Annotated in this window: 15 protein-coding genes and 2 pseudogenes; 12 read left to right on the plus strand and 5 right to left on the minus strand. The window is 50.3% G+C overall.

All coding sequences use genetic code 11. The features are described from left to right. Nucleotides 1-27 precede the first annotated feature (27 nt). Nucleotides 28-789, minus strand: a complete 762-nt coding sequence (locus NFR90_RS07400) for a 4Fe-4S dicluster domain-containing protein (RefSeq protein WP_160335420.1) — start codon at nucleotides 787-789, stop codon at nucleotides 28-30. 14 nt (nucleotides 790-803) lie between these two features. Further along, nucleotides 804-3329, minus strand: coding sequence for a molybdopterin-dependent oxidoreductase (locus NFR90_RS07405; RefSeq protein ID WP_251451968.1), 2526 nt, complete (start codon nucleotides 3327-3329; stop codon nucleotides 804-806). A gap of 380 nt (nucleotides 3330-3709) precedes the next feature. On the opposite strand from NFR90_RS07405, the gene pepN reads away from it, so the two are divergent. From pepN to menC, 6 genes are all read left to right on the plus strand, one after another. Beyond that, nucleotides 3710-6412, plus strand: a complete 2703-nt coding sequence (gene pepN / locus NFR90_RS07410) for an aminopeptidase N (RefSeq protein ID WP_251451940.1) — start codon at nucleotides 3710-3712, stop codon at nucleotides 6410-6412. 40 nt (nucleotides 6413-6452) lie between these two features. Further along, on the plus strand, nucleotides 6453-7442 hold the full coding sequence (locus NFR90_RS07415) for a class 1 fructose-bisphosphatase (RefSeq protein ID WP_251451943.1): 990 nt from the start codon (nucleotides 6453-6455) through the stop codon (nucleotides 7440-7442). A 368-nt stretch (nucleotides 7443-7810) separates the two neighbouring features. Next, on the plus strand, nucleotides 7811-9109 hold the full coding sequence (gene menF / locus NFR90_RS07420; protein ID WP_251451946.1) for an isochorismate synthase MenF: 1299 nt from the start codon (nucleotides 7811-7813) through the stop codon (nucleotides 9107-9109). A gap of 13 nt (nucleotides 9110-9122) precedes the next feature. Continuing rightward, nucleotides 9123-10793: a 2-succinyl-5-enolpyruvyl-6-hydroxy-3-cyclohexene-1-carboxylic-acid synthase gene (gene menD / locus NFR90_RS07425; RefSeq protein WP_251451949.1), complete on the plus strand. Its 1671-nt coding sequence runs from the start codon at nucleotides 9123-9125 to the stop codon at nucleotides 10791-10793. After that, a complete protein-coding gene (gene menH, locus NFR90_RS07430; protein ID WP_251451952.1) occupies nucleotides 10790-11548 on the plus strand; it encodes a 2-succinyl-6-hydroxy-2,4-cyclohexadiene-1-carboxylate synthase in 759 nt (252 codons plus the stop codon). Before menD ends, menH begins: the two co-directional genes overlap by 4 nt. After that, nucleotides 11487-12542, plus strand: coding sequence for an o-succinylbenzoate synthase (gene menC / locus NFR90_RS07435; RefSeq protein ID WP_251451955.1), 1056 nt, complete (start codon nucleotides 11487-11489; stop codon nucleotides 12540-12542). Before menH ends, menC begins: the two co-directional genes overlap by 62 nt. Nucleotides 12543-12635: 93 nt before the next feature. Here the strand turns inward: menC and NFR90_RS07440 are convergent, their stop codons facing one another. Beyond that, nucleotides 12636-13145 (minus strand): LapA family protein, encoded by a 510-nt coding sequence (locus tag NFR90_RS07440; RefSeq protein ID WP_160335427.1) that lies wholly within the window; start codon nucleotides 13143-13145, stop codon nucleotides 12636-12638. Between the two features lie 120 nt (nucleotides 13146-13265). On the opposite strand from NFR90_RS07440, the gene upp reads away from it, so the two are divergent. The 3 genes from upp (at nucleotide 13266) to NFR90_RS07455 (ending at nucleotide 16537) form a co-directional block, all read left to right on the plus strand. Further along, nucleotides 13266-13916, plus strand: a complete 651-nt coding sequence (gene upp / locus NFR90_RS07445; protein ID WP_251451958.1) for a uracil phosphoribosyltransferase — start codon at nucleotides 13266-13268, stop codon at nucleotides 13914-13916. Nucleotides 13917-14087: 171 nt separating this feature from the next. Further along, nucleotides 14088-14927: a fumarate reductase cytochrome b subunit gene (locus NFR90_RS07450; protein WP_160335429.1), complete on the plus strand. Its 840-nt coding sequence runs from the start codon at nucleotides 14088-14090 to the stop codon at nucleotides 14925-14927. Between the two features lie 656 nt (nucleotides 14928-15583). Continuing rightward, nucleotides 15584-16537, plus strand: coding sequence for a sugar phosphate isomerase/epimerase family protein (locus NFR90_RS07455; RefSeq protein ID WP_160335430.1), 954 nt, complete (start codon nucleotides 15584-15586; stop codon nucleotides 16535-16537). Nucleotides 16538-16713: 176 nt separating this feature from the next. Here the strand turns inward: NFR90_RS07455 and NFR90_RS07460 are convergent, their stop codons facing one another. Both NFR90_RS07460 and dcuC read right to left on the minus strand, forming a co-directional pair. Next, nucleotides 16714-17985 (minus strand): amidohydrolase, encoded by a 1272-nt coding sequence (locus tag NFR90_RS07460; RefSeq protein WP_160335431.1) that lies wholly within the window; start codon nucleotides 17983-17985, stop codon nucleotides 16714-16716. Nucleotides 17986-18284: 299 nt separating this feature from the next. After that, complete coding sequence (gene dcuC, locus NFR90_RS07465) at nucleotides 18285-19556, minus strand: C4-dicarboxylate transporter DcuC (protein ID WP_251451962.1); 1272 nt, start codon at nucleotides 19554-19556, stop codon at nucleotides 18285-18287. Between the two features lie 261 nt (nucleotides 19557-19817). Between dcuC and NFR90_RS07470 the strand changes: the two genes are divergently transcribed. The 3 genes and pseudogenes from NFR90_RS07470 to NFR90_RS07480 all read left to right on the plus strand — a co-directional run. Beyond that, nucleotides 19818-20981, plus strand: a complete 1164-nt coding sequence (locus NFR90_RS07470) for a hydantoinase/carbamoylase family amidase (protein WP_251451965.1) — start codon at nucleotides 19818-19820, stop codon at nucleotides 20979-20981. Next, nucleotides 20936-21037 (plus strand): annotated as a pseudogene (locus NFR90_RS07475) (hypothetical protein); the annotation flags it as partial. The gene NFR90_RS07470 and the pseudogene NFR90_RS07475, both read left to right, overlap by 46 nt. A 42-nt stretch (nucleotides 21038-21079) precedes the next feature. Continuing rightward, nucleotides 21080-21339 (plus strand): annotated as a pseudogene (locus NFR90_RS07480) (histidine kinase); the annotation flags it as partial.

Below are 21339 nucleotides of genomic sequence, written 5' to 3' on the forward strand. Positions count from 1 at the left end.
CCTCTTCCGTGTTAAAACATCAAATGCTTATCCTCGCGGAGAATACTGACCCATATAAAAGACCTTCGGAGATGTTCCTTTATCTTCCTTGAGCCTCCAAACCTGACCGGACTTCATTTTCTTTGAAATCACAGAATTCGGATCATCTAAATCACCAAAGACTCTGGCCCCGGCAGGGCAAGCGTCCACACACGCGGGATTTAATCCGTTAGATGTGCGGTGGTAGCAGAAGTTGCATTTTTCCACAACGCCCTCTTTTCTCTGCGTAGCGGAATCACCGGCTTTAAACAAATTGGCATAGGCAGGAAGCGCCCCTGCTTTGCGAGCGAGTTCCTGAGCTCCGCCTGTGACACCCTCAATTAGAGTAGGCCTAGTCGAAGCATCTCCTCTCGGATCAACCCCCTTTGGATTAAAACTAATCACCGAATAGGATTTCCCGTCGAGACTTTCTACTCCCAATTCCGCTGCCGAGTAGGGACAGGCATTCTGACAAAGACGACAGCCGATACAGGCTTCATCATTGTGGAGAACGACTCCCTCGGGGCTGATAAACATCGCGCCCGTCGGACAAACCTTTACACACTGCGGATTTTCACAGTGGTTGCACAGCACAGGAATAACTGCCTGAGTAGTATTTGGGAAAGCTCCTTTGGTTTCCTGAAGGAAATCGGCCCAGTTGAAACTCTGACCTTCTCCTCTTGTTCGGGTGTTGTTTTCCGCTTTGCATGCGAGCGCACACGCCCCGCAGGAAGAGCATAAATTCAAATCAATGATCATTCCAAATTTCATTTTTCTCTCCCTGGTTAGATGATTTTGGAAACTTTCTTAATGCTGACTCTTGTAAAACCACCGTTTCTGCACGAGGTTCCGGACAATCTATCGTAGTCATCAATAAGAATCTCATTGTTGTTTCCGCCGCGAGGAACTTTTCCATATTCTTTCGCCGCCACCTGACCGTATGCCCAGTGACCCTGTCCGTAGGCTTTGGCAACCGTTCCCGGCCCTACTCCTTCCCAGACCTTAATCTCTGTAACAATGGTGCCCGCCGGCGACGTAATTTCGACAAGATCATTGTCCTTTAAGCCGAGAGTCTTAGCGTCCGCAGGATTGATCTTCAACACATCTCCCCATGAGCGATCACCAGCGTCGCATTTTTTGAATTCCTGCATCCAAGGAAGGTTCGCAGAACGTCCTTCACGATTTAAGCGGCTCTTGTGATCGATAAACAGGAACGGGAACTGTGCTGCGTCGCCGTGACGCAGAGGTTCTTCATAATGAGGCATCCAGCCTTTAATTCCTCTGGCTGTGTAATGACAGGCTTCAAGGATCTGATCGGGTGTGGAATTGTATTTGGCTGAATGGTCTTCGAGTACTTTTCTTAATGCGCCCGAAACAAATTCAAACTTGCCGCTGGGTGTGGGGAATTTACCGCCCCAATGCTTTTTGTATGCCTGAGGCGCTGAGTTATGCATGCCTTTTTGTCTAAAGTCTTCCCAGCCGTTGATCTGGTCACCGGGGATCGCTTTGGCTCCTTGTTTCCAGCAAGGCGCAGAAGCAATCTTAGTCGTGATTAGCTGGAACTCTTTCTCATTTGTCGGCTTGGCTCCGGTCTCAGGATCCGCAAACTCATTAGCATAGTAGTTCAGCAGAGCCGGCCATCCTTTCTGAGCCAACTTCTCAGCCAAGAGCCATGTAACTTCATTCTCTTCCTGTTTAACATCCCAGATTCTGTTGCAGGTCGGCTGCTGTATTGAAGTCCACGCGTGCATTGAGCCGAAGCCGGTCACTGTACCCATTCCCTCAGCCGCATTAAATGTCGACGGCAGAACGATATCTGCAAATTGTGTCATTTCAGAAGGGAACGGAACCATATGAACGAAGAACGGCACATTAGCAAGTGCTTTTTCCCAGCGCTTACCGTCGGCCGCGGCAAACGGCGTGTTCGTCCACGAACTAATCATGATCTTCACAAAGTCAGGATGGCTGAGCATGTAGTTAGCAATGTTGTTCGTAACAACACCGCTTCCGAGTTTTGCCTTCATTGCGGCAGGCATTTCTTTATCCCCGCGGCCGTCGATTTTCTTGCCTTTACCGTGGGATTTAGCCAGTTCATCTACATACTTATCGGCTGACGGATAACTGCCTTTTAAGGATTTGGCCGGATCATGGGTACCGCCGACATTGTCAACGGATCCTAAGATACCGTTCAATGCATGCACGACCATTGCGGTGTAGGTTCCTCTGGGATTCATGCAGACGCCGGGTCCCATCCAGACAATTACATTGGGTGCGGCTTTACCGAGAGTCCTTGCCACTCTCTTAATCTGTTCAGCGTCAAGTCTGCATTCCTTGGCCGCTCTTTCCGGTGTCCAGTCCTTCGCCTCCTCGTTCCAGTATGTGACTAGACCAAGAGTGTTATTCTCCTTAAAAAGAGCGGGATCGACAGTCTTGCCGGAAACAAATAAGTTTTTCCCGTTTTCAAAGTCGCCCACAAATTCTTTATGCCAGAGTCCTTCTGTGAGAAGAACATGCGCAATTGCGTTAGCGAGGGCTCCATCAGTTCCCGGAAGAATCGGAAGCCACTCTTTTGACTTGGCTGCTGCAGTCGAGAGTCTCGGGTCGACTGTGATTAATGTACCGTTTTTCTGGAGAACACCGAGTTTGGAAATGACATTGGGAACCTGACGATTTGAGGAGAAAGGATCAGTACCCCAGAACACCACGCACTTAGTATTTCCGAGATCATAATCTCTATAGGAGAATAACCCTTGTGTATAACCCGGACCCATTTTTTCAGTCTCTGCACAAAGAGCAGAAGTTGAAAAGTTGTTCGGAGAACCGTAAACCTTAGTTAAAGTTCCATAAAGCAGACCGTGAGAAGTATTTCCGTATCTGCCTTTTAGATAAAGCAGTCTTTCGGGTTCACCGCTATTGCGGAGCTCAATCATCTTGTCTGCGACTATGTCAAGAGCCTCATCCCAGGAAATTGGAACCCATTTAGGATCAACTCCACGGCCTTTTTGCGGATTTGTTCTTTTAAGCGGCTGCTTGATACGATCAGGATCGTAGTTTTCCTGAGGAATCAAATGTCCTCGCGGACAGCAAAATCCATGATTACCTTTGGAATTTTGATTGCCGCGTACACGAGTTGCTCTGCCATTTTGGTTAAAGATTTCAATCGCACAATATTGAGTACATCCTTGGCATGTCGTACCAATCCACTTGCCTTGCGAAGGGCTGCAAGGGAGAGGAAGTCTTTTCACGGACAAACCCTGAGCTTTCAGTAACGGCGAAGAAGCTATGAAAGCAGCACTGCCGACAAGCTGCATGAATATTCTTCTTGTAAGTTTCACGAGATGGTCTCCTTGAAGGAAGAAGTTGGGGTGTTTAGCTAATTTGCTACTTAGCCATATTGCTAAATATATCCCATATCATACCTCTTCAATAGAGCGTTTACCCTAATATTTTCTTACTAATTTAAGAAAGATAAACAAAAAGTAATTTTCCTCAAATGTATTTAATTTGTCCTAAACCTGCACTGATCAGACGCAGTAAATTAAAAACCATGAGATAACTTGTTTCTTTGCGCCTCTGCCGGCTTCTTTAACCCAACAATGGAGAGCTCTCAAACAGGATTTACATTACTCACTTCCCATTGAAAAAAAATCGGACGCGCTAAAATTGCAAAATCTTATATAAGAGGAAGCTGATGACAGCCAATACCAACAAAGCCGGGACCGAATCTATCGTTCATCGCGAAGATTACGCCGCTCCCGACCACAATGTGGAATCCATACACCTTACTTTTGATCTGGTACCGAATCAGACGACCGTCACGGCAAGAATGATTGTTATTCCGAAAGACGATCGTAAAAGCGATGATTTCGTCCTCTACCGCGACGATGTCTCGATGACTTACCTAAAAATCGGCGGAAAAGATTCGCTGCCGGGTCAGTACGCCTTTGTCGCAGATAAACTGATTATTCACGACATTTCAGAACCGACCGAAATCGAAATTCAAACCCGCATCAATCCGCGCACCAATCTGCAGCTCTCCGGTCTCTACATGAGCCGCAATAACTACATCACACAGTGCGAGGCCGAAGGTTTCCGAAGAATCATGTACTTCCCGGATCGCCCGGACGTGCTTGCAAAATACCGCGTCGTGATCCATGCGCCGAAAGACTACAAAGCACTGCTCTCAAACGGCAACCTGATGGAGCAAGGCGAGCTTCTCGACGGCAGAAACTATGCGATTTGGGATGACCCGTTCCCCAAACCCTCTTACCTCTTCGCGCTGGTGGCCGGAAATTTCGTCGCGCAGGAAGAGACCATCAAACTCGCAAACGGCAAGGAAGCACTGCTGCAGATCTGGACAGAACCTTCCAATCAGGGCAAAACAGACTTTGCCATGCAGAGCCTTATTAAGGCCATTCGCTGGGACGAAGAACGCTTCGGTCTGGACCTTGACCTCGATCGGTTCATGATTGTCGCCACCGACGACTTCAACATGGGCGCGATGGAAAACAAAGGTCTGAACATCTTTAATTCCAAATGCGTCCTTGCCGACAGCCGTATTGCTACAGACGAAGACTTTGCGCGCATCGAATCCGTAATCGCGCACGAATACTTCCATAATTGGACCGGTGACCGCGTCACATGCCGCGACTGGTTCCAGCTTTCGTTAAAAGAAGGCCTCACGGTTTTCCGCGAGCAGGAATTTGCGGCCGACATGCTCGGCACTCCGTCCGCGCGCGCCGTTAAGCGCATCCAGGACGTCCGTTATCTGCGCACTAACCAATTCCCCGAAGATGCGGGCCCGATGGCGCATCCGATTCGCCCGGAATCCTACCGACAAATCGACAACTTCTACACCACCACCGTCTATGAAAAAGGCGCGGAAGTGGTACGCATGTACCAGACGCTTTTCGGCAAAGAGGGCTTCCGACGCGGTCTTCTGGAGTACATCAACCGCTTTGACGGAACCGCCGCCACATGCAGCGACTTCTTAACCGCTATGGAAGAATCCAACGGCGAAGACCTTTCGCAGTTCGAACTGTGGTACTCGCAGGCAGGTACGCCGCGTGTCAGCGTCAGCAGCAAATGGGATGAGAACGAAAAAACTCTAACCCTGACGCTGCATCAAAGCAACCGCTCCTTTCCCGGAAGAGCCGCGCCCAAGCCGCTTCTGATTCCGGTCTCCATCGGTATTCTCGGCGACGACGGCAAGGATATCGAACTGCAGCTGCAGGGCGAAGACAATCCTGACGGAACAACACGCACGCTGCTCTTTGATCAGCAGGAACAGACCTGGGTTTTCGAAAACATCAACAGCCGTCCGATTCTCTCGATCGGCCGCGGATACTCCGCCCCGGTTATTTTTGACATCGAATACACGAAGGATCAGCTCGCGTTCCTCGCGAGAAATGACTCGGATCTCTTCAACCGCGCTGAAGCCTTCGATCGTCTGACACTTTTGATGATCGATCAGTACATTCTGGATCTGCAGAAGAAAGGACCGAACCAGGGCCGCGACCATATTCCGGTCTCGGAAGCCTATCTCTTTACGTTCGAAGATATTCTGAACGATGAGTCACTCTCTCCTGCTTATCGGGCTGAACTGCTGAAATTCCCGGACGAGAACTACATCGCCGAGCATCGCATTCTTATTGAGCCGGCGCTTGTACGTGAAGTCTCTGATCAGATTCGCAAGAAGATCGGCACACGTCTTCGCGCAACGCTGGAAGACAAAGTCCAAAAGATGGCGACGCCCGGCGCCTACCGTCCGAATCCGATTGACGCCGGCAAGCGCGCGCTCAAGCATGTCTGCCTGGGCTATCTTGCCTTTGCGGACAACCCAAAAGCAATTCAGCAGATTCGTGCGCTTTACAAGACCGCCAACAATCTGACCGATCAGCTTGCCGCACTCAAAATTTCTGTCGAAGCCTCGCTTCCGATCGCACAGGAACTTTTGAATATGGCGGAAATCGAATGGCAGAGAGAGCCGCTGCTCATGAACAAGTGGCTCACGCTGCACTCCCGTCTGCGCCACAGCCGCGAACAGAGAACCGTCGTGGAAAAGATTCACGCGCTGACTCTGCACGGCAGCTACCAGCCGAAGAATCCGAACTGCATTTACTCTCTGCTTTACGCCTTCTTCCGCAGCGGCGGCCCCGAGTTCCACCGCCCCGACGGTATGGGCTATCAGCTATGGGTGAACAGCGTCCTCTCAACCGACCAATTCAACCCGCAGGTTGCGGCTCGCCTCGCTCGTGTGCTGGAAAACTGGCGCCGCTACGAACCGTCTCTCTCTCGTATGATGTACAAAGCGCTTCGTTTCGTGAATTCCCACCGCGAACTCTCTCCCGATGTTCGCGAGATCATTGAAAATGCGCTTTACGAGCCCGTTTGATATATATTGTGAGTACTTCCTAGTTAGAGGAGAACATAAATTGTCCAAAACCCTACAGCAGTTCCTTGCGGAACAGCTCTCTGCAGGCAATATCGATCAGCAGCTCAGCGACCTGCTTAACGCGGTCGCCGACCTCAGCAAGAACATTAATGACAAAGTCACGCACGGCGCTCTTGCCGGTGTTCTCGGCTTTGCGGGCACTGACAACGTTCAGGGCGAGCATCAGAAAAAACTCGACATCATTACGAACGAAGTCTTCATCGACGGCGTGGAATGGACCGGCTCCATCGCCGCTATGGCCAGTGAGGAAATGGACCATTCCCTCAGCACGCCGGCTGAATTCCGCCGCGGAAAATATCTGATCATGTTTGATCCGCTTGACGGCTCAAGCAATATTGACATTAACGCGCCGATCGGCTCGATTTTCTCGATCTCCGAGGCCCCCGAAGGCAAAGTTACGGACGAAAGCTTCCTTAAAAAAGGCCGCTCTCAGGTCGCTGCCGGCTATGTCATGTACTCTCCTCAGACCATCCTGACACTCACTGTCGGTCACGGCGTCTATATGTTCACGCTGAACCTCGGAACCGGTCAGTACATCCTGACAAAAGAGAACATTCGCATTCCGGAACAGACTCAGGAATTTGCCATCAATATGTCCAACATGCGTCACTGGGAAGCCCCGGTTCAGAAGTATGTCAAGGAACTGCTTGAAGGCGAAACCGGACCGCTTGGAAAGAACTTCAATATGCGCTGGGTTGCGGCGATGGTCGCCGAAGTCCATCGCGTGCTCTGCCGCGGCGGCATCTTCATGTATCCGCGCGACAACCGCGATCCGTCCAAACCCGGCAAACTGCGTCTCATGTATGAAGCCAACCCGATGGCGATGCTGATTGAACAGGCCGGCGGAAGAGCCACAAACGGACATGAAGACATCCTTGATCTGCAGCCGGAGAAGCTTCATCAGCGTGTTGCGGTCTTCCTCGGAAGTAAGGAAGAAGTTGATCGCGTCACAAGCTACCATAAGAACTAAGCGATACTGATTCAGTCACAGCGGGCGGCCCAGGCCGCCCGTTTTTCATCCCGGAAGATCTGAACCTCAGTGACGCTGAATTGAAGTTAGTATTCACTTCTAAATAAAAACCTGCATTTTCATTTCGTTTCTTACATCAATTTCCGGCGCATAGACCTTGGAACCTATGTACCCGAAATGACCGCTTCTTTTTCAAAATTAATATCTCATCACTGAGTCAATAAAAATTTTAAATTCAATACATTACGAATACATTCATCTTAAATATTATTAGCAAATGTGTTCTTTCGATTCGTAATGTAAATCTTCAAAACATATCCCCTCTCGGTCTTCTTATAATCGACTGATTTAATTGTTAAGAGGTCCGCATGCTCCCACTCGACACGGCGCTGAATGATTTGCTGAATCAGCTTTCTTCAACGCTGCCCGACGCCCCCGGCTTACGGGTTTTCGAATCTTCTTTTGCGCTGAACGACAGCTTTGATGCCCTGACTTGGCTCTCAAGCCAGAGCGCCTATCCGCAGTTTTACTGGCAGCAAAGAAGCGGAAGCGAGGAAGCTGCAGTCCTTGGTAAAGCAGTCGCATTCACTTCGCTTGAAGATGCTCAGAAATTTATTCGTCAGTATCCGGATGAAGACATACGTGTGTGGGGACTGAATGAATTTGATCCGTCCCGATCAAGCCTGATTCTGCCTCGTCTGGAGTGGAGACGAAACGGAGAAGATGCAGCTTTACGGCTGACGCTTTTCAGTGAAAATTCTCTGCGCTCTGACAGCGAATTCGCTAAGGCTTATATCGCAGCCCTCAAGTGCGCAAAACCTTTGCCGCCGCTCCAATCTAAGATGATCCGTGAGGAGCATCGACCGGATAAAGAAGAATGGTGCCGTTTAATCAAACTTGCCACCGACACGATCAGTAACGGCAAACTTAATAAAACCGTACTTGCAAGAGCGACCGACCTGCACTTTGAAAAGCCGATCAACCCGGCATCCATGCTGAACGAGAGCAGAAAGCAGAACCTTCACTGCTATCACTTCTACATGGCCTTTGACCCTGACAGCGCCTTTCTCGGTTCTTCCCCGGAAAGACTTTGGCGGCGCATCGGCAAATCACTGCAAACGGAAGCTTTGGCCGGCACCGTCGCAAACCATAATGATGATCAGGAAGCGCTCAGACTTGGCAGATGGCTCATGTCAGATGATAAGAATCAGCGTGAGAACATGCTGGTAGTCAAAGACATCTGTCAGCGCCTTGAAGCTGAATGCGAAAAGCTCGAGGTCCTGCCGGAGCACATTCTCCGCCTGCGCAAGGTGCAGCATTTGCGCAGACAAATTCAAACATCTCTGCATAAAGCCGATGACACGATATGTCTCTATCAGCTCCAGCCGACTGCGGCTGTGGCGGGACTGCCGCGAAATGCAGCACGAGAATTCATTGCTGAGTACGAGCCTTTTACCCGTGAATGGTATGCGGGTTCCGCAGGCTACCTTTCCTTAAAGCAAAGCGAATTCTGCGTTTCTCTGAGATCCGCAAAGATCAGCGGCAATGTCGTTCGTCTCTATGCAGGCGCGGGCATTGTTCCGGGGTCGGATCCGGAAGCTGAATGGATCGAAATCAATAACAAGGCTGCGGGTCTCAAAACCCTGCTTCAGCCTGAACACAAGTAAACAATAATCTGTCATGTCGCTAAGTTCATTTAACCGCCGCTGGGCGTCCGTTATTCTTGAAGCCGTCAGACGTCACGGCGTCAAACATGTCTGTATTGCGCCGGGTTCCCGTTCCACTCCGCTAACTTTGTCTGCGGCAGAAAATCCGGGTTTTACTCTGCACACACATTTTGATGAACGCGGACTCGGACATCTTGCGCTCGGCCTTGCCAAAGCCGGCAAAGATCCGGTCGCTGTCATTGTTACCTCCGGCACCGCGGTCGCAAACTTGTACCCGGCTCTTATTGAAGCCGGGCTCACCGGAGAAAAACTCGTCCTGTTAACCGCGGATCGCCCGCAGGAATTGATTGACTGCGGCGCAAATCAGGCTATCCGACAGATAGGAATATTTGCGTCGCACCCGGCTCGTTCTCTTTTTCTTCCGAGCCCGACTGAGCGGATTTCAGCTCGATGGCTCGTCTCTTCCATTGATGACGCGATGGGAACGCTGCATGCGGGAGCTGTACACATCAATTGCCCGTTTACGGAGCCCCTTTACGGAGAAATGGACGACACCGGTCTTAGCTGGCAGCAAAGCCTCGGAGATTGGTGGACCGATGACAAGCCTTGGCTTCAGGAAGCTACTCCGATCGAAGTTTTCAAGGAGCGTGACTGGCCGCTCATTCGTCAGCAACGCGGCGTGGTCATCGCCGGCCGCATGAACGCAAAAGACGGTGTAAAGGCGGCGCAGTGGGCACAGACTCTTGGCTGGCCCTTGATTGGCGATGTGCTCTCTCAAACGGGCCAGCCCCTGCCTTGCGCAGACCTTTGGCTCAGCAACCCAAAAGCCGTAGAAGAACTCAACCAAGCCGAAATTGTGATTCAGCTCGGAAGCGGACTCACCGGAAAACGCCTGCTGCAGTGGCAGACTAAATGCGCGCCGAAAGAATATTGGATCGTTGATCCAAACTGCGGCAGACTTGATCCTGCACAGCATCGGGGGCGCCGAATCATCGCAGATATCAGCCGCTGGCTGGATCTGCATGAGGCTGAACCCGGAGCGCCTTGGTATAAAGAATGCGTCCAATTATCCAAAGAAACCGCAAAAATTGTGGAATCAAAGTGCGTCGGTTTCGGAGAAGCTCAGCTTGCGCACCGAATCGGCAAATATCTGCCGGAAAACGGACAGTTCTTTGTTGGCAACAGCCTTATCGTGCGGCTCATTGACGCGCTTGGGCAGCTCCCCGCCGGATATCCGGTGTACAGCAATCGCGGCGCAAGCGGCATCGACGGCTTGATTTCCACTGCGGCTGGCGTTCAGCTCGCCACGGGCAAGCCGACGCTTTCGATCGTCGGTGATCTCTCCGCGCTCTATGACGTAAACTCTTTGGCGCTGCTGCGGCACGCAACCGCACCGTTTGTTCAGATCATCGTGAACAACAACGGCGGACAGATATTCTCGCTTCTTCCGACGCCTCAGGCAGAAAGAACCCGCTTTTATCAAATGCCTCAGGATGCGGATTTCGCGCACGCTGCCGGCATGTTCTCTCTTAGATACTGCGCCCCTAAATGCCGGGAAGATTTAGAAACCGCGCTCGCTGAAGCTTGGAAAATTCCGGCCGCAACAGTTATAGAACTTAAAGTCAATGAAACCGAAGGCGCTCAGATGCTGAGAAGCCTTCTTAAAGAAGTCAGCCGCTTATGATTCTCAGCGCTCAGATTAAAGAGGGACAGTCGGGGCGACCCTGGCTTGTCTTTCTGCACGGTTTCTCGGGAGACCGTCGCGAATGGCAGCCGATCGGAGCGTCTTTTTGCGAACATCCGCAAATGTATATCGATCTGCCGGGCCATGGCGGTTCTTCAGGAATACACGTGAACGGGTTTGAGGACACCGCCCTGCTCATACGTCAGACTTTGGCGCACTATGGTGTGCGGGAATTTTTTCTCATCGGATATTCTCTTGGCGGGCGCATCGCGATGTTTACTGCCTGCAAAGGATTGGTTGGTCTTAAAGGACTAATTGTAGAAGGCGGCCACCCCGGCCTGCAGGACCAAGAAGCAAAAGAGCAGCGGCGCCTATCCGACCAAGCTTGGGCTAAGCGGTTCCGTTCGGAGCCCCTGCCGAAAGTTTTTACCGACTGGTACCAACAGCCGGTTTTCAGCTCTCTGACTCAAAAAGAGCGAAGCGCGCTTATCGCTTTGAGAAGCCGCAATAACGGAGAAACTTTAGCAGCGATGCTTGAATCCGCATCGTTATCAGCTCAGCCGGATCTGCGGCAGGAGCTGAAAAACAGAACTTTCGCCTTCCATTACCTTTGCGGCGAGAAAGACGCAAAGTTCCGAGCGCTTGCTAAAGAGCTCTGTTCTGATGTCAGAGTCATCGAGAACGCAGGACACAATGCTCATCGAGAAAATCCCGAAGCCGTCGCAGAAGCGCTTGCCGACATTCTTCGTTCGTAACGGACCGCTCATCATGAATTCTCCAAAAACAAATCGTACAGCGCGCGTTTATAAATGGCAGATACCTATGGATGTGGGTGTTGCACTGCGCGCCAAACGAATCAGCTGCCGAGAGGGCCTTTATATTGAGCTTCGGTCTGAAGATCGCTGCGGATGGGGAGAAATCAGTCCGCTTCCCGGATTCAGCGCCGAATCCCTTGAAGAGGCTCAGGACGCTCTGCTTTGCTGGACAAAGCTGTGGCTGAGCGGCGAAGAAGAACTGCCGAAGCTCCCATCTGCGGCTTTCGGAATCAGCTGTGCGCTCGCAGAACTCAACGGCACGCTTCCCATGAAAGCAGACTACCGTACGGTTCCGCTTGGAGGCTGCGAGACAGAAAAGCTGGTTAACAAACTTGCCGGCGCCAAAGGAGAAAAAAACGCGAAAGTCAAAGTCGGTTTCTCTGGCGCCGCCAATGACGGGATCACTGTCGATACAGTACTTCACGCTGTTTCGGACGTACGCCTGAGGCTTGACGCCAATCGATCATGGACGCTTAGTCAGGCGCTTGACTTCGCTCAGAACATACGGCCGCATTATCGGGAGCGAATCGCCTTTATAGAAGAGCCTTGTCAGAGCCGGGAAGAATCGCGCATCTTCGCGAGACAGACCGGGATTGCGATTGCCTGGGACGAAAGCCTGCGTGAGTCGGACTTTACATTCGATTCGAGCGATATCGCCAAAGCGGTCGTCATCAAGCCGACTCTGACCGGCAGTTTAGAAAAAATTAAAAGTCAGACCGAAGCCGCCCGAAGGCTTGGCATGACGGCTGTGATCAGCTCTTCACTCGAATCGAGTCTCGGACTCACTCAACTCGCCCGCATCGCAGCGTGGCTCACGCCAAATACTATCCCCGGGCTCGACACGCTTAACCTTATGCAGTACCAGCAGATTCGTCCGTGGCCGCAAAGCACTCTTGAATTAGTTCCCGCAGAATCGCTGCAGCGGCTGCTTTAAAGACAGAAAGCAAAACCGCCGTTCTTCGCATTCAGCGGAGCAAACGGCGGCAGTCAACAGCCGGAAGAAACCCGGCTGTCAAAATTTACGGCGTTATTTACTGATCAGAATCTTTGTAATCTTGTCGTCCATTGTGTCCAGGGAGCCGGTAATCGAGTTGCTGAGATCTTTATTTGCGTTCGAGATTTGATCCTGAGTGTCTTTAAAAGCGCTCAGAATCTTATTCTGGTTCTCTGTCAGACGCTGCTCTGTCTGAGCCAGTACATCTCTCTGCTCCTGAGTCCATTTCTGCCACTTAGCCTCGAAATCCGCTTTAACGTCGGAAAGACGGGAGTCTTCACTGTCGGAAGCAAGTTTGCGCTGAGATTCCAGCTCTTTTGTGAGTCTGCGCATGGTCGCAAAAGCTCCGGTCTGCTGTGCAAACAGACAATAGAGAACGATTAGGAACAAAATCGCAAACCAGAACAGCAGCATCAGCGTCAAAGGAGCCTTCGCTGTAGTGACTATTAAATCGACATCAACCGGTGCGTTCACTGCGGTCCAATTGAGAAAAGTGAATCCGGCACCGAGCAGAAATACAACGAGCAGAACGATATAACGCATGTGAAATCCTTCAGATCAGTTATCTATTTGTAACTAGTCTAATCCATTCCTCAACGGCACATGTAAACGCGATGCCTAAATGAGTGCAATAATTAAAAAAGATTTTTTGGAGAAATATAGATGAAAACTGATCCGCGTTTTCCCAAGCTTCACATCGTCGATCATCCTTTGGTCACCCACAAACTCAGCACGATGCGTGAAAAGAAAACTCCTTCTAATTCTTTCCGCCAGCTTCTGAGAGAACTTACTTATTTAATCGGCTACGAAGTCACACGCAACCTGCCGATGGAAGTCCGTACGATTGATACACCGCTCGGAAAATGCAAGGCGAGTTTCCTTGCCGGGAAAAAGCTGGTCATTGTTCCGATTCTGCGTGCCGGTCTCGGCATGTCTGACGGTCTCCTTGATTTAATGCCTTCCGCACGCGTCGGCCACATCGGCCTCTATCGCGGTCCCGATCATATGCCGGTTGAATACTTGGTTAAGCTGCCGTCCAAACTGGACAAGCGTCAGATTATTCTTTGCGACCCGATGCTCGCGACAGGCAACTCCGCTGTCGCTGCGGTTGACACACTGCTCAAACGCGGTGTCTGCCCGGAAGACATTAAATTTGTCGCCTTAGTTGCCGCACCTGAAGGTGTTGAAACCTTCCAGAAGGCACATCCGGAAATTGAGGTTTTTGTGGCCTCTCTTGATGAAAAATTAAATAAGAACGCCTACATTGTTCCGGGCTTAGGCGATGCCGGCGATAGAATCTTTGGCACCAAATAAGTGCATAAATATTAGTTTCTAGGTAAAAACCCTTAATTTAAAAACGAATTAAGGGTTTTATTTTGTCTTTTATCAGTTTTAGGCAAAAATTTAGGCGACTTTTAACGTGCTCTGGCGCATGATACGTTCAGTCGTTGAGACAATAATTTCACCCAAATATTAAGGTTTATCATGTCCGATGAATTTAAAGACGTATCTCACCTCTACAAGGTGACACCTTCTGCTAAGACCGTGATTGACGGCGAAGACTTAGTAGAGACAAAACAGAAATCTAAGGCTTATGCCTGGTGCGACGTTCTCCAGTCTGTCACAGGCCTTATCCTTGGTCTGTTCCTGTTCTGCCACATGGCTTTCACCAGCTCCATCCTGCTGGGCAAAGACACCTTCTGGTCTCTGGTTTCTTTCACCGGCGGCTACTTCATTGACGGTGTTGACCACCTCTGGATGCACGTTGTATTCGTAGGATTCATTTTCATCCTCGTTATCATTCACGCCATTCTGGCTCTTCGTAAGTTCCCGAGCAACTACAAAGCCTTCCGCATTATGCGCGGCCACTACAAGCTGCTCCGTCACACTGACACCACAATGTGGTGGGTTCAGTTCATCACCGGTGTGATCCTTACAGCTCTTGTTTTCCCGCATCTGCTTCCGATGCTCATGAACCCGGGCGCTATCGGCCCTTATGGCAGCGGTCTTGAGGTTTATCACTCCTGGCTGTGGGTCATCTTCCTGTTCCTCATCGTTACAGAACTTCACGGCATGATCGGTCTCTATCGTCTGTGCATGAAGTGGTGCGGTCCGTCCAACGCTACACGCAGCTTCCTGCGCAAGCTTCTCTACGTTGTCATCGTTCTCATGATCGCTATGGGCTCCTGCACAATCATGGGCTTCTACAACGCCGGCGAAGAAGCTTCCAAGCTTGATCCGGAAACACACTATGTTCCGGGCTGGCTCCAGACTCCTCAGACTCAGCCGTATCCGAGCTGGTGGCCTGACCGTCTGAAGAAATAATCAGATATAGGTTCATCTCCTATAAGGGCGTCGCAAGGCGCCCTTTTCTTATGCCTGCTGTCTATCTTGTCTCACAAGCAACTAACGCACCTTCAAGCTAATGCTACGATCTACATCTCGAGACGACCTCAACCATCTCAAATCTGCTCACTAGTTTTCCTTCAAACAAAATAAAAGTGGACGGCAGTGACGGTACGAATTGAAAGGAGACGATTGCATCAAACAACGTTTTAGAACTTGTAGCTCTATCCATAACACAATCCGCTTTTCAATACTCCTTTACCACAAAAAATAATTTTCAAATGCTTATAAATGCACGCTTAAAAAACGCGTCGTACAGATGTTTGTGATTTCTTGCGATTCTAAGTAGGGCTTTGTTTTTTTAATTTATCCTGCCGTTTATTTTTTATCATTCAATAAGAAGCCAACCTCTTCTTTAGGTATTAATCCGTACTTATAACGATTACACCGGGATCGCATTTCCCCTTATATCCCTTACCCGGACAATTCACTAAAGCACATCCCGAGGGTTGTATTTATTTAAGTCCCTTCGATTCAGAATTTACCCATCGAGGAAAGAGTTAGGAGGCGTCCTATTTAATTTCAATTGCAGCAAGGAAGTTCAGCAGAAACCTTTCACATCAATGGAGTAAATAATGCTTAGAAGAAATTTATTTAAAACAGCAGCAACAGTCGCAGGATCAAGCTTGTTATCTACAGTCCCTGCAGCGCTCGCCATGGAAGCGGGGAAACGGCCTTTACAGGCAATCGCCTTGTGCGCCATCGAGCTTCCTCCGGAGGAGTTCGCTAGTCAGGCTAAAAAAGCCGGCTATGAAATGATGGGACTTAGAATTCATCCCATTGTTCCCGGAGCCCTTGCTCATGAATTTAAAGCCGGTACAAAAGAAATCAAAGCATTCAAACAGTACCTTGCTAATACGGGCATCACATTGCACGGCGTCGATGGGTTTGCCATCAACTCTGATACTAACCCTGCTGAATTCCACTCTGTGATGGACGCCTGTGCGGAGCTGGGTGTTAAAAATTTGACACTCTGCGGAGATGCCCCCAATAAAGAAAAGTTCGCTCGTGTTCTGCAGGATATGGCTGATTATGCTGCACCAAGAGGATTCAATATCGACGTTGAATTCATGATCTGGAGAACTGTAGGTACTTTGGAACAGGCTTATGAACTTGTGAAATTGGCCGACCGTAAAAACTGCACCATCGCTGTTGACGCTCTGCATCTTTATAGATCAGGTGGTTCACACAACGACCTTGATAAAATTCCGCAGCAGTATTTAGGCGAAATTCATCTTTGCGACGCGGTTATCAATGGTCCGATTGACAAGAAGCTTGTTGCTGCACAGCGCGCCGGACAGCTTAAAGTCGAATCGACATCCGGAACCCCAAAAGGTTTTGAAGGAGTTGTAAGAGAAGCTCGCGAAGGCCGACTCATCCCCGGTGTTGGCGAACTTCCGCTGGTTGAATTCCTGCGCCATATGCCGGAAAGACCGATAGGCGTCGAAGTACCGTTACCTGGTTATCAGACACAAAGAGTATTCGACTTAACCTATAAATACAGTCAGGACCTGCTCCGGCAGCTTTAAAAGTTAGTCCTCATCTGGGATAGGTATTATGGAAAATAAGCCTCGCACAAAAACGGCGAGGCTTATTATTCTGCAAGCGACATAGCTGAAATTCTCTACGTAAAAGTCCTTTTTCTGCCATTGAAAAGAGCTGCCAATCAACCGACGGCAGCTCCCTTTCTTATTAGCTCAGGAAATTAAATTCCGTTCACTTTCTTAGCAATACCAACATACATGCCTAACGCAGTCTTCAAAGCGTTTTCGTCAATGTCGAATGTGCTCTGATGATGACCTGCGGCTCTGTCCGCACCACAAATGAAGAATGCGGCTTTACCGCCGTGCTGCTGGACTCTTCTGCCGAGAATCGAAATGTCTTCAGAGCCGCCAAAGTTTCCGTCGGGAATAATCTTCTCAACACCTTCAGTTTCTTTAGCAACTTCAGCAATAAGCTCGCTCAGCTCAGGATCGTTTGTAAAGTCAACAGCGGCACCCATCTGGGAAATTTCATAAGAAACGCCGAAACCCTTGGAAATGCCTTCCAAAATGTTCATAACCTGCTCGGACATATAGTCGTTGATCGAACTGGTTTCACCGCGAACTTCAAGCGCCATGTGGGCGGAGCTCGGAATCACGTTGCGGCCTTCGCCGGCACGAAGCGTACCGATGTTAATGCGAGTCATGCCGCCGCCGTGACGAGGAATACCAAGCATCTGAACAACGGCATTGCAGGCTGCAGCCAGTGCGTTATGGCCGGCATTCGGCTCTTTGCCTGCGTGAGCGGGCTGACCTTTGAATGTCACGTCATACTTGGAAGTGCAGAGCAGACCATATGGAGCGGCAACAATTTCACCGGAATCGGCCATGAACGAAATATGGCTTCCAAAGAAAAAGTCTGCATCATCAACAATACCGGAGGCGGCAACGGCTGAAGCGCCGCGAACGCCTTCTTCAGCAGGCTGGAAAACGAATTTAAATTTGCCTTTGAGCTGGTCCTTGTGGTCAGCAATCCAGTGAGCAAGCGTCAGGCCGATGGAAGCATGCGTATCGTGGCCGCAGGCATGCATATAACCGTCATGCTGGCTTCTGAAGCCTTCTTTATTCGGTTTGTGTGCGGGATCGTCCGTTTCACGAACGCATACACAGTCAATGTCAAAACGGAAGGCGGTCGTAGGACCTTCGCGGCCTGTGTCAAGCACACCGACGCAGCCGGTATAACCGCCCATTTCTTCAATCAGCTTGGGATCAGCGCCTCTTTCGAGCGCGTTCTTGATACCGAGATCAACCAGCTTCTGATTGCGGCCGAAAACCTGTTCAGGGTTAATTACCTTGGTTCCGACGAGAACTTCATAACCGTAAGCCTGGAGCTTCTTCACAATGTAGGAAGTTGTCCAAAACTCAGTCCAGCCTTCTTCGGGCCACTGGTGAAGTTCTCTGCGCTGCTCGATAAGCTGTGTGTTGTAATCGGTCATGGTGTAGGTATCTCCTCTATTCGTTGATGCGCAGCCGATATGAGTCAGATGCGCAGGTAAAATGCGCTTGCAGACGACTGATTTTTAATGGTTTTATCAAACCAATACGGGATGTCATAATAAATCATCCCTAATCACAGAAACGTCCGTAATTTGAACCCGCTGCGGCTCTTGCCGAAGCGTCGCATTGAAGGTTTATTCTATAAGCGGGATACCTATATTGCAATAAAAAATTAATACCAAAAGGCGCCGAACCACGAGGTTCGGCGCCTTTTTGTTAACTATTCAGCGGGTCCTGATTAAACCATGATCAGAGCGAGGGTGAAAACACCGACGATCATCGGAATCGCTGTACGTTTAACCAGCTGCATCGGCTGAACCATAGCAAGACCGGAGATCAGAATCACAACGCCGGCAATCGGGGACATTGTACGTCCGAGAGAACCGGAGATGAGAGCCAGAGCACCGAGGTTCGGAACCTGCATGCCGAAGTCAGCAGCGTGCGGTGTAACCGCTTCGTTGAACGCGAAAGTTGCAGCGTCGCCGGAACCGGTAATAACAGCAAGGACGAACGGGCCGATAGAACCACCCCAGCGAGCGAGTTCGTTGGAAGCCTTGAGCGCTGTAACGAAGGCGTCAATCAGGCCGGCAGTACGCAGACCGGCAGCGAAGACACCGGCGGCAATGATGATGCCCATCACAGAGCCATAACCGTCGCCCATACCGCGGAAGAATTCTTTGGAGAACTTCTGAGGATCGGTCCAGGAAACAACCAGTGTGAAGATGGCGCCAAGGACCATAGCCTGAGCAACACCCATCTTAAGAGCGGGAACCCAAGAGTTGCCGACAACAAGAATAATAAGCGGAACCAGCGGAGCCAGAGCCTTGAGCGGATTGATCTTGGTAATTTCAGAACCGCCTTCCTTGGCTTCATAAGCAGTAAGCTCTTCAGCTGTAGGTTTGTTGTCGCGGAGAACCAGGCAGACGATCGTAATACCGACAAGACCGATACCCATCATGATGAGGGAGAACGGTGTGTGCAGAGCGATAAAGTCCATAACACCCATGTTCGAAATCTTCGAAACGAAGTTGTTATGAGACATACCCGGAGAGAGAATAGATCCGTAAGTACCCATCAGAACGGCAGCGCCTGCGGCGGCTGGACGAATACCGGAACGAATCATAACCGGAATGAATGTCGCGCCTACAGCAGCGGCACAGCCGGCAGCGGAAGGAATCGCGATATTAACGAAGAAAGTAACCACAGTACAGGCCGGGATCAAGAGAATTCCAAGCTTCTTGAGCGGAGCGGCCAGCAGAGAGACTAAATGACGGTCGCAGGAAGTGTGTGTAACCACAAAAGCAAATCCCATCGCACCGCAGATTGCCATGATCAGACTTGCATTGGTCATGCTCTTTGCGAACTGATCCAGTGCTGCCATCGGCTTCATAGAGATGCAGCAAAGAAGTAAGCCGGCTGTAAAGAGGACCAAGCGTGTTTCATAGCGCTTAATCAGGCAGTAAACCGTTGCGATAACAACGACGACTGCAATCCAGGCAGTAATTGACATTGAAAAACACCTTAAAAATATTAGATTTCCCCTTTTGTCAGCTACCTGACAAAAGGGCCTTCTCCCCGACAGAAATAGGCATTCCTGTCGGTTGCTAGTCTCACACAATACGTTTTTTTACGTAATGAGGTAAACCCTTACAAAAATGTAAATGTCGAGTTTACTCAAATATTGGCTTAATGACATACCTATAGGTCTGCAGGTAAACTTTGCCCCTATACAAAACCATTACCAACCAATCTGATTAAGGAGAATCTTTTCATGTCTACAGATTTCCAGCGTGAAGGCCTTGAATTCGCGCAGAAGTGTTTTGACGATGTTCGTGCAATGTCGCTTGACAGCCAGGGCGTATCCCGCCAGGGCTACAGCGAAGTAGAAACTCAGGTTCTTGAGTACTTCAGAAAAATCGGAGAAGAACTCAGCCTCGAAATTTCTGAAGACAAGGCCGGCAACGTCTGGATGACCGTCCCAGGTAAAAACCGTGATCTGCCCGCCTTGGTCAGCGGCTCTCATGCCGACTCCGTTCCTCAGGGCGGAAACTTCGACGGTCTCGCCGGCATCGTTGCCGCTCTCTGCGTCGCCCGCTGGATGCGCAAAACCAACTATCAGCCCGAAAGAGATTTCACCGTCCTGATGATGCGCATGGAAGAAAGCTCTTGGTTCGGCAAGTGCTATGTCGGCTCGCTCGGCATGACCGGACAGCTCACCGACAAGGACCTCGCTCTGAAACACCGCACAAGCGGCAAGACTCTTGCGGAAACCATCAAAGCCTGCGGCTTTGATCCCGATGCGCTGACAACCGGAAAACCTGTGGTGGACCTCTCCAAGATGGCCGCCTTTATTGAACTTCATATTGAACAGGGCCCAACACTGGACTCTTCCGATACCCTGCGCGCCGGTATCGTGACGGGAATCCGCGGAAACGTCCGTCACAAAAACATTCGATGCGTCGGTCAGACCGCTCACTCCGGCGCCGTTGACAAACAGTTCCGCCATGATGCTGTTCTGGCATTTGCTGAACTGGCCTACCGCATGGACTGTCTCTGGGACGAATGGCTGAAGGCAGGACACGACCTCGTATTCACGATCGGTGTCGTTCACACCGCGGCAACTTCCGCAATCGCGGTTGTTCCGGGCGAAGTCACTTTCTGTGTCGACATCCGTTCTCTCTCTCAGGAAACCCTTGACGGATTCCACGCGGTCCTGGTCAAAGAAGCCGAAGAAGTCGCCAAGAAACGCGGCGTTAAATTTGAGTTCGACGGACTGATCTCGAGTAAACCGCTCGCCATCCATCAGGCGCTCAGAGAGCATCTCTCCAAAGCCGCCGCCTCGCTCTTTTCGAAGAGCGCTCCACGATTGCGCGTGAACTGCATGATTCCATTGCTCAGTCGCCCGCATTCTCCCGAATTCAAATCGCTCGCCTGAGCACAGAACTTCACAAAGGAACGGTAAGTCCGGAAGTTGAAAGCATTCTTGATGAGCTCAAGCTCGGCGTCCAAACCGCCTATCAGCAGCTGCGCTCCGTGCTGACCACGTTCCGACTGAAACCGAAGTCATCCGATCTGAAACAGAACATCCTCTCTATTCTGGACGAGTTCAAGGAACGCGACGGCTTCCATTACACCACTGATGTCGAGCTTCAAAGCTTTGAGCTTGACGCAAACAAACAAATTCATCTCCTGCAGATTCTTCGTGAAGCCCTGACCAACATAGAAAAACACGCCAGAGCCGACCAAGTCTTCGTCACGCTTCGCCCGATCGCATCAGGAAAGTTCCGCCTCGT

Source organism: Parasutterella muris (assembly GCF_943193095.1).
Lineage (GTDB): Bacteria > Pseudomonadota > Gammaproteobacteria > Burkholderiales > Burkholderiaceae_F > Parasutterella > Parasutterella muris.

Bases quoted from the DNA above. Each gene is read 5' to 3' on its own strand.
- NFR90_RS07455 (WP_160335430.1), top strand. From the start codon at position 15,584: ATGCTTAGAAGAAATTTATTTAAAACAGCAGCAACAGTCGCAGGATCA.
- pepN (WP_251451940.1), top strand. From the start codon at position 3,710: ATGACAGCCAATACCAACAAAGCCGGGACCGAATCTATCGTTCATCGC.
- menF (WP_251451946.1), top strand. From the start codon at position 7,811: ATGCTCCCACTCGACACGGCGCTGAATGATTTGCTGAATCAGCTTTCT.
- NFR90_RS07400 (WP_160335420.1), bottom strand. From the start codon at position 789: ATGAAATTTGGAATGATCATTGATTTGAATTTATGCTCTTCCTGCGGG.
- dcuC (WP_251451962.1), bottom strand. From the start codon at position 19,556: ATGTCAATTACTGCCTGGATTGCAGTCGTCGTTGTTATCGCAACGGTT.
- NFR90_RS07460 (WP_160335431.1), bottom strand. From the start codon at position 17,985: ATGACCGATTACAACACACAGCTTATCGAGCAGCGCAGAGAACTTCAC.
- menD (WP_251451949.1), top strand. From the start codon at position 9,123: ATGTCGCTAAGTTCATTTAACCGCCGCTGGGCGTCCGTTATTCTTGAA.
- upp (WP_251451958.1), top strand. From the start codon at position 13,266: ATGAAAACTGATCCGCGTTTTCCCAAGCTTCACATCGTCGATCATCCT.
- menC (WP_251451955.1), top strand. From the start codon at position 11,487: ATGCTCATCGAGAAAATCCCGAAGCCGTCGCAGAAGCGCTTGCCGACA.
- NFR90_RS07470 (WP_251451965.1), top strand. From the start codon at position 19,818: ATGTCTACAGATTTCCAGCGTGAAGGCCTTGAATTCGCGCAGAAGTGT.
- NFR90_RS07405 (WP_251451968.1), bottom strand. From the start codon at position 3,329: ATGCAGCTTGTCGGCAGTGCTGCTTTCATAGCTTCTTCGCCGTTACTG.
- NFR90_RS07450 (WP_160335429.1), top strand. From the start codon at position 14,088: ATGTCCGATGAATTTAAAGACGTATCTCACCTCTACAAGGTGACACCT.
- menH (WP_251451952.1), top strand. From the start codon at position 10,790: ATGATTCTCAGCGCTCAGATTAAAGAGGGACAGTCGGGGCGACCCTGG.
- NFR90_RS07440 (WP_160335427.1), bottom strand. From the start codon at position 13,145: ATGCGTTATATCGTTCTGCTCGTTGTATTTCTGCTCGGTGCCGGATTC.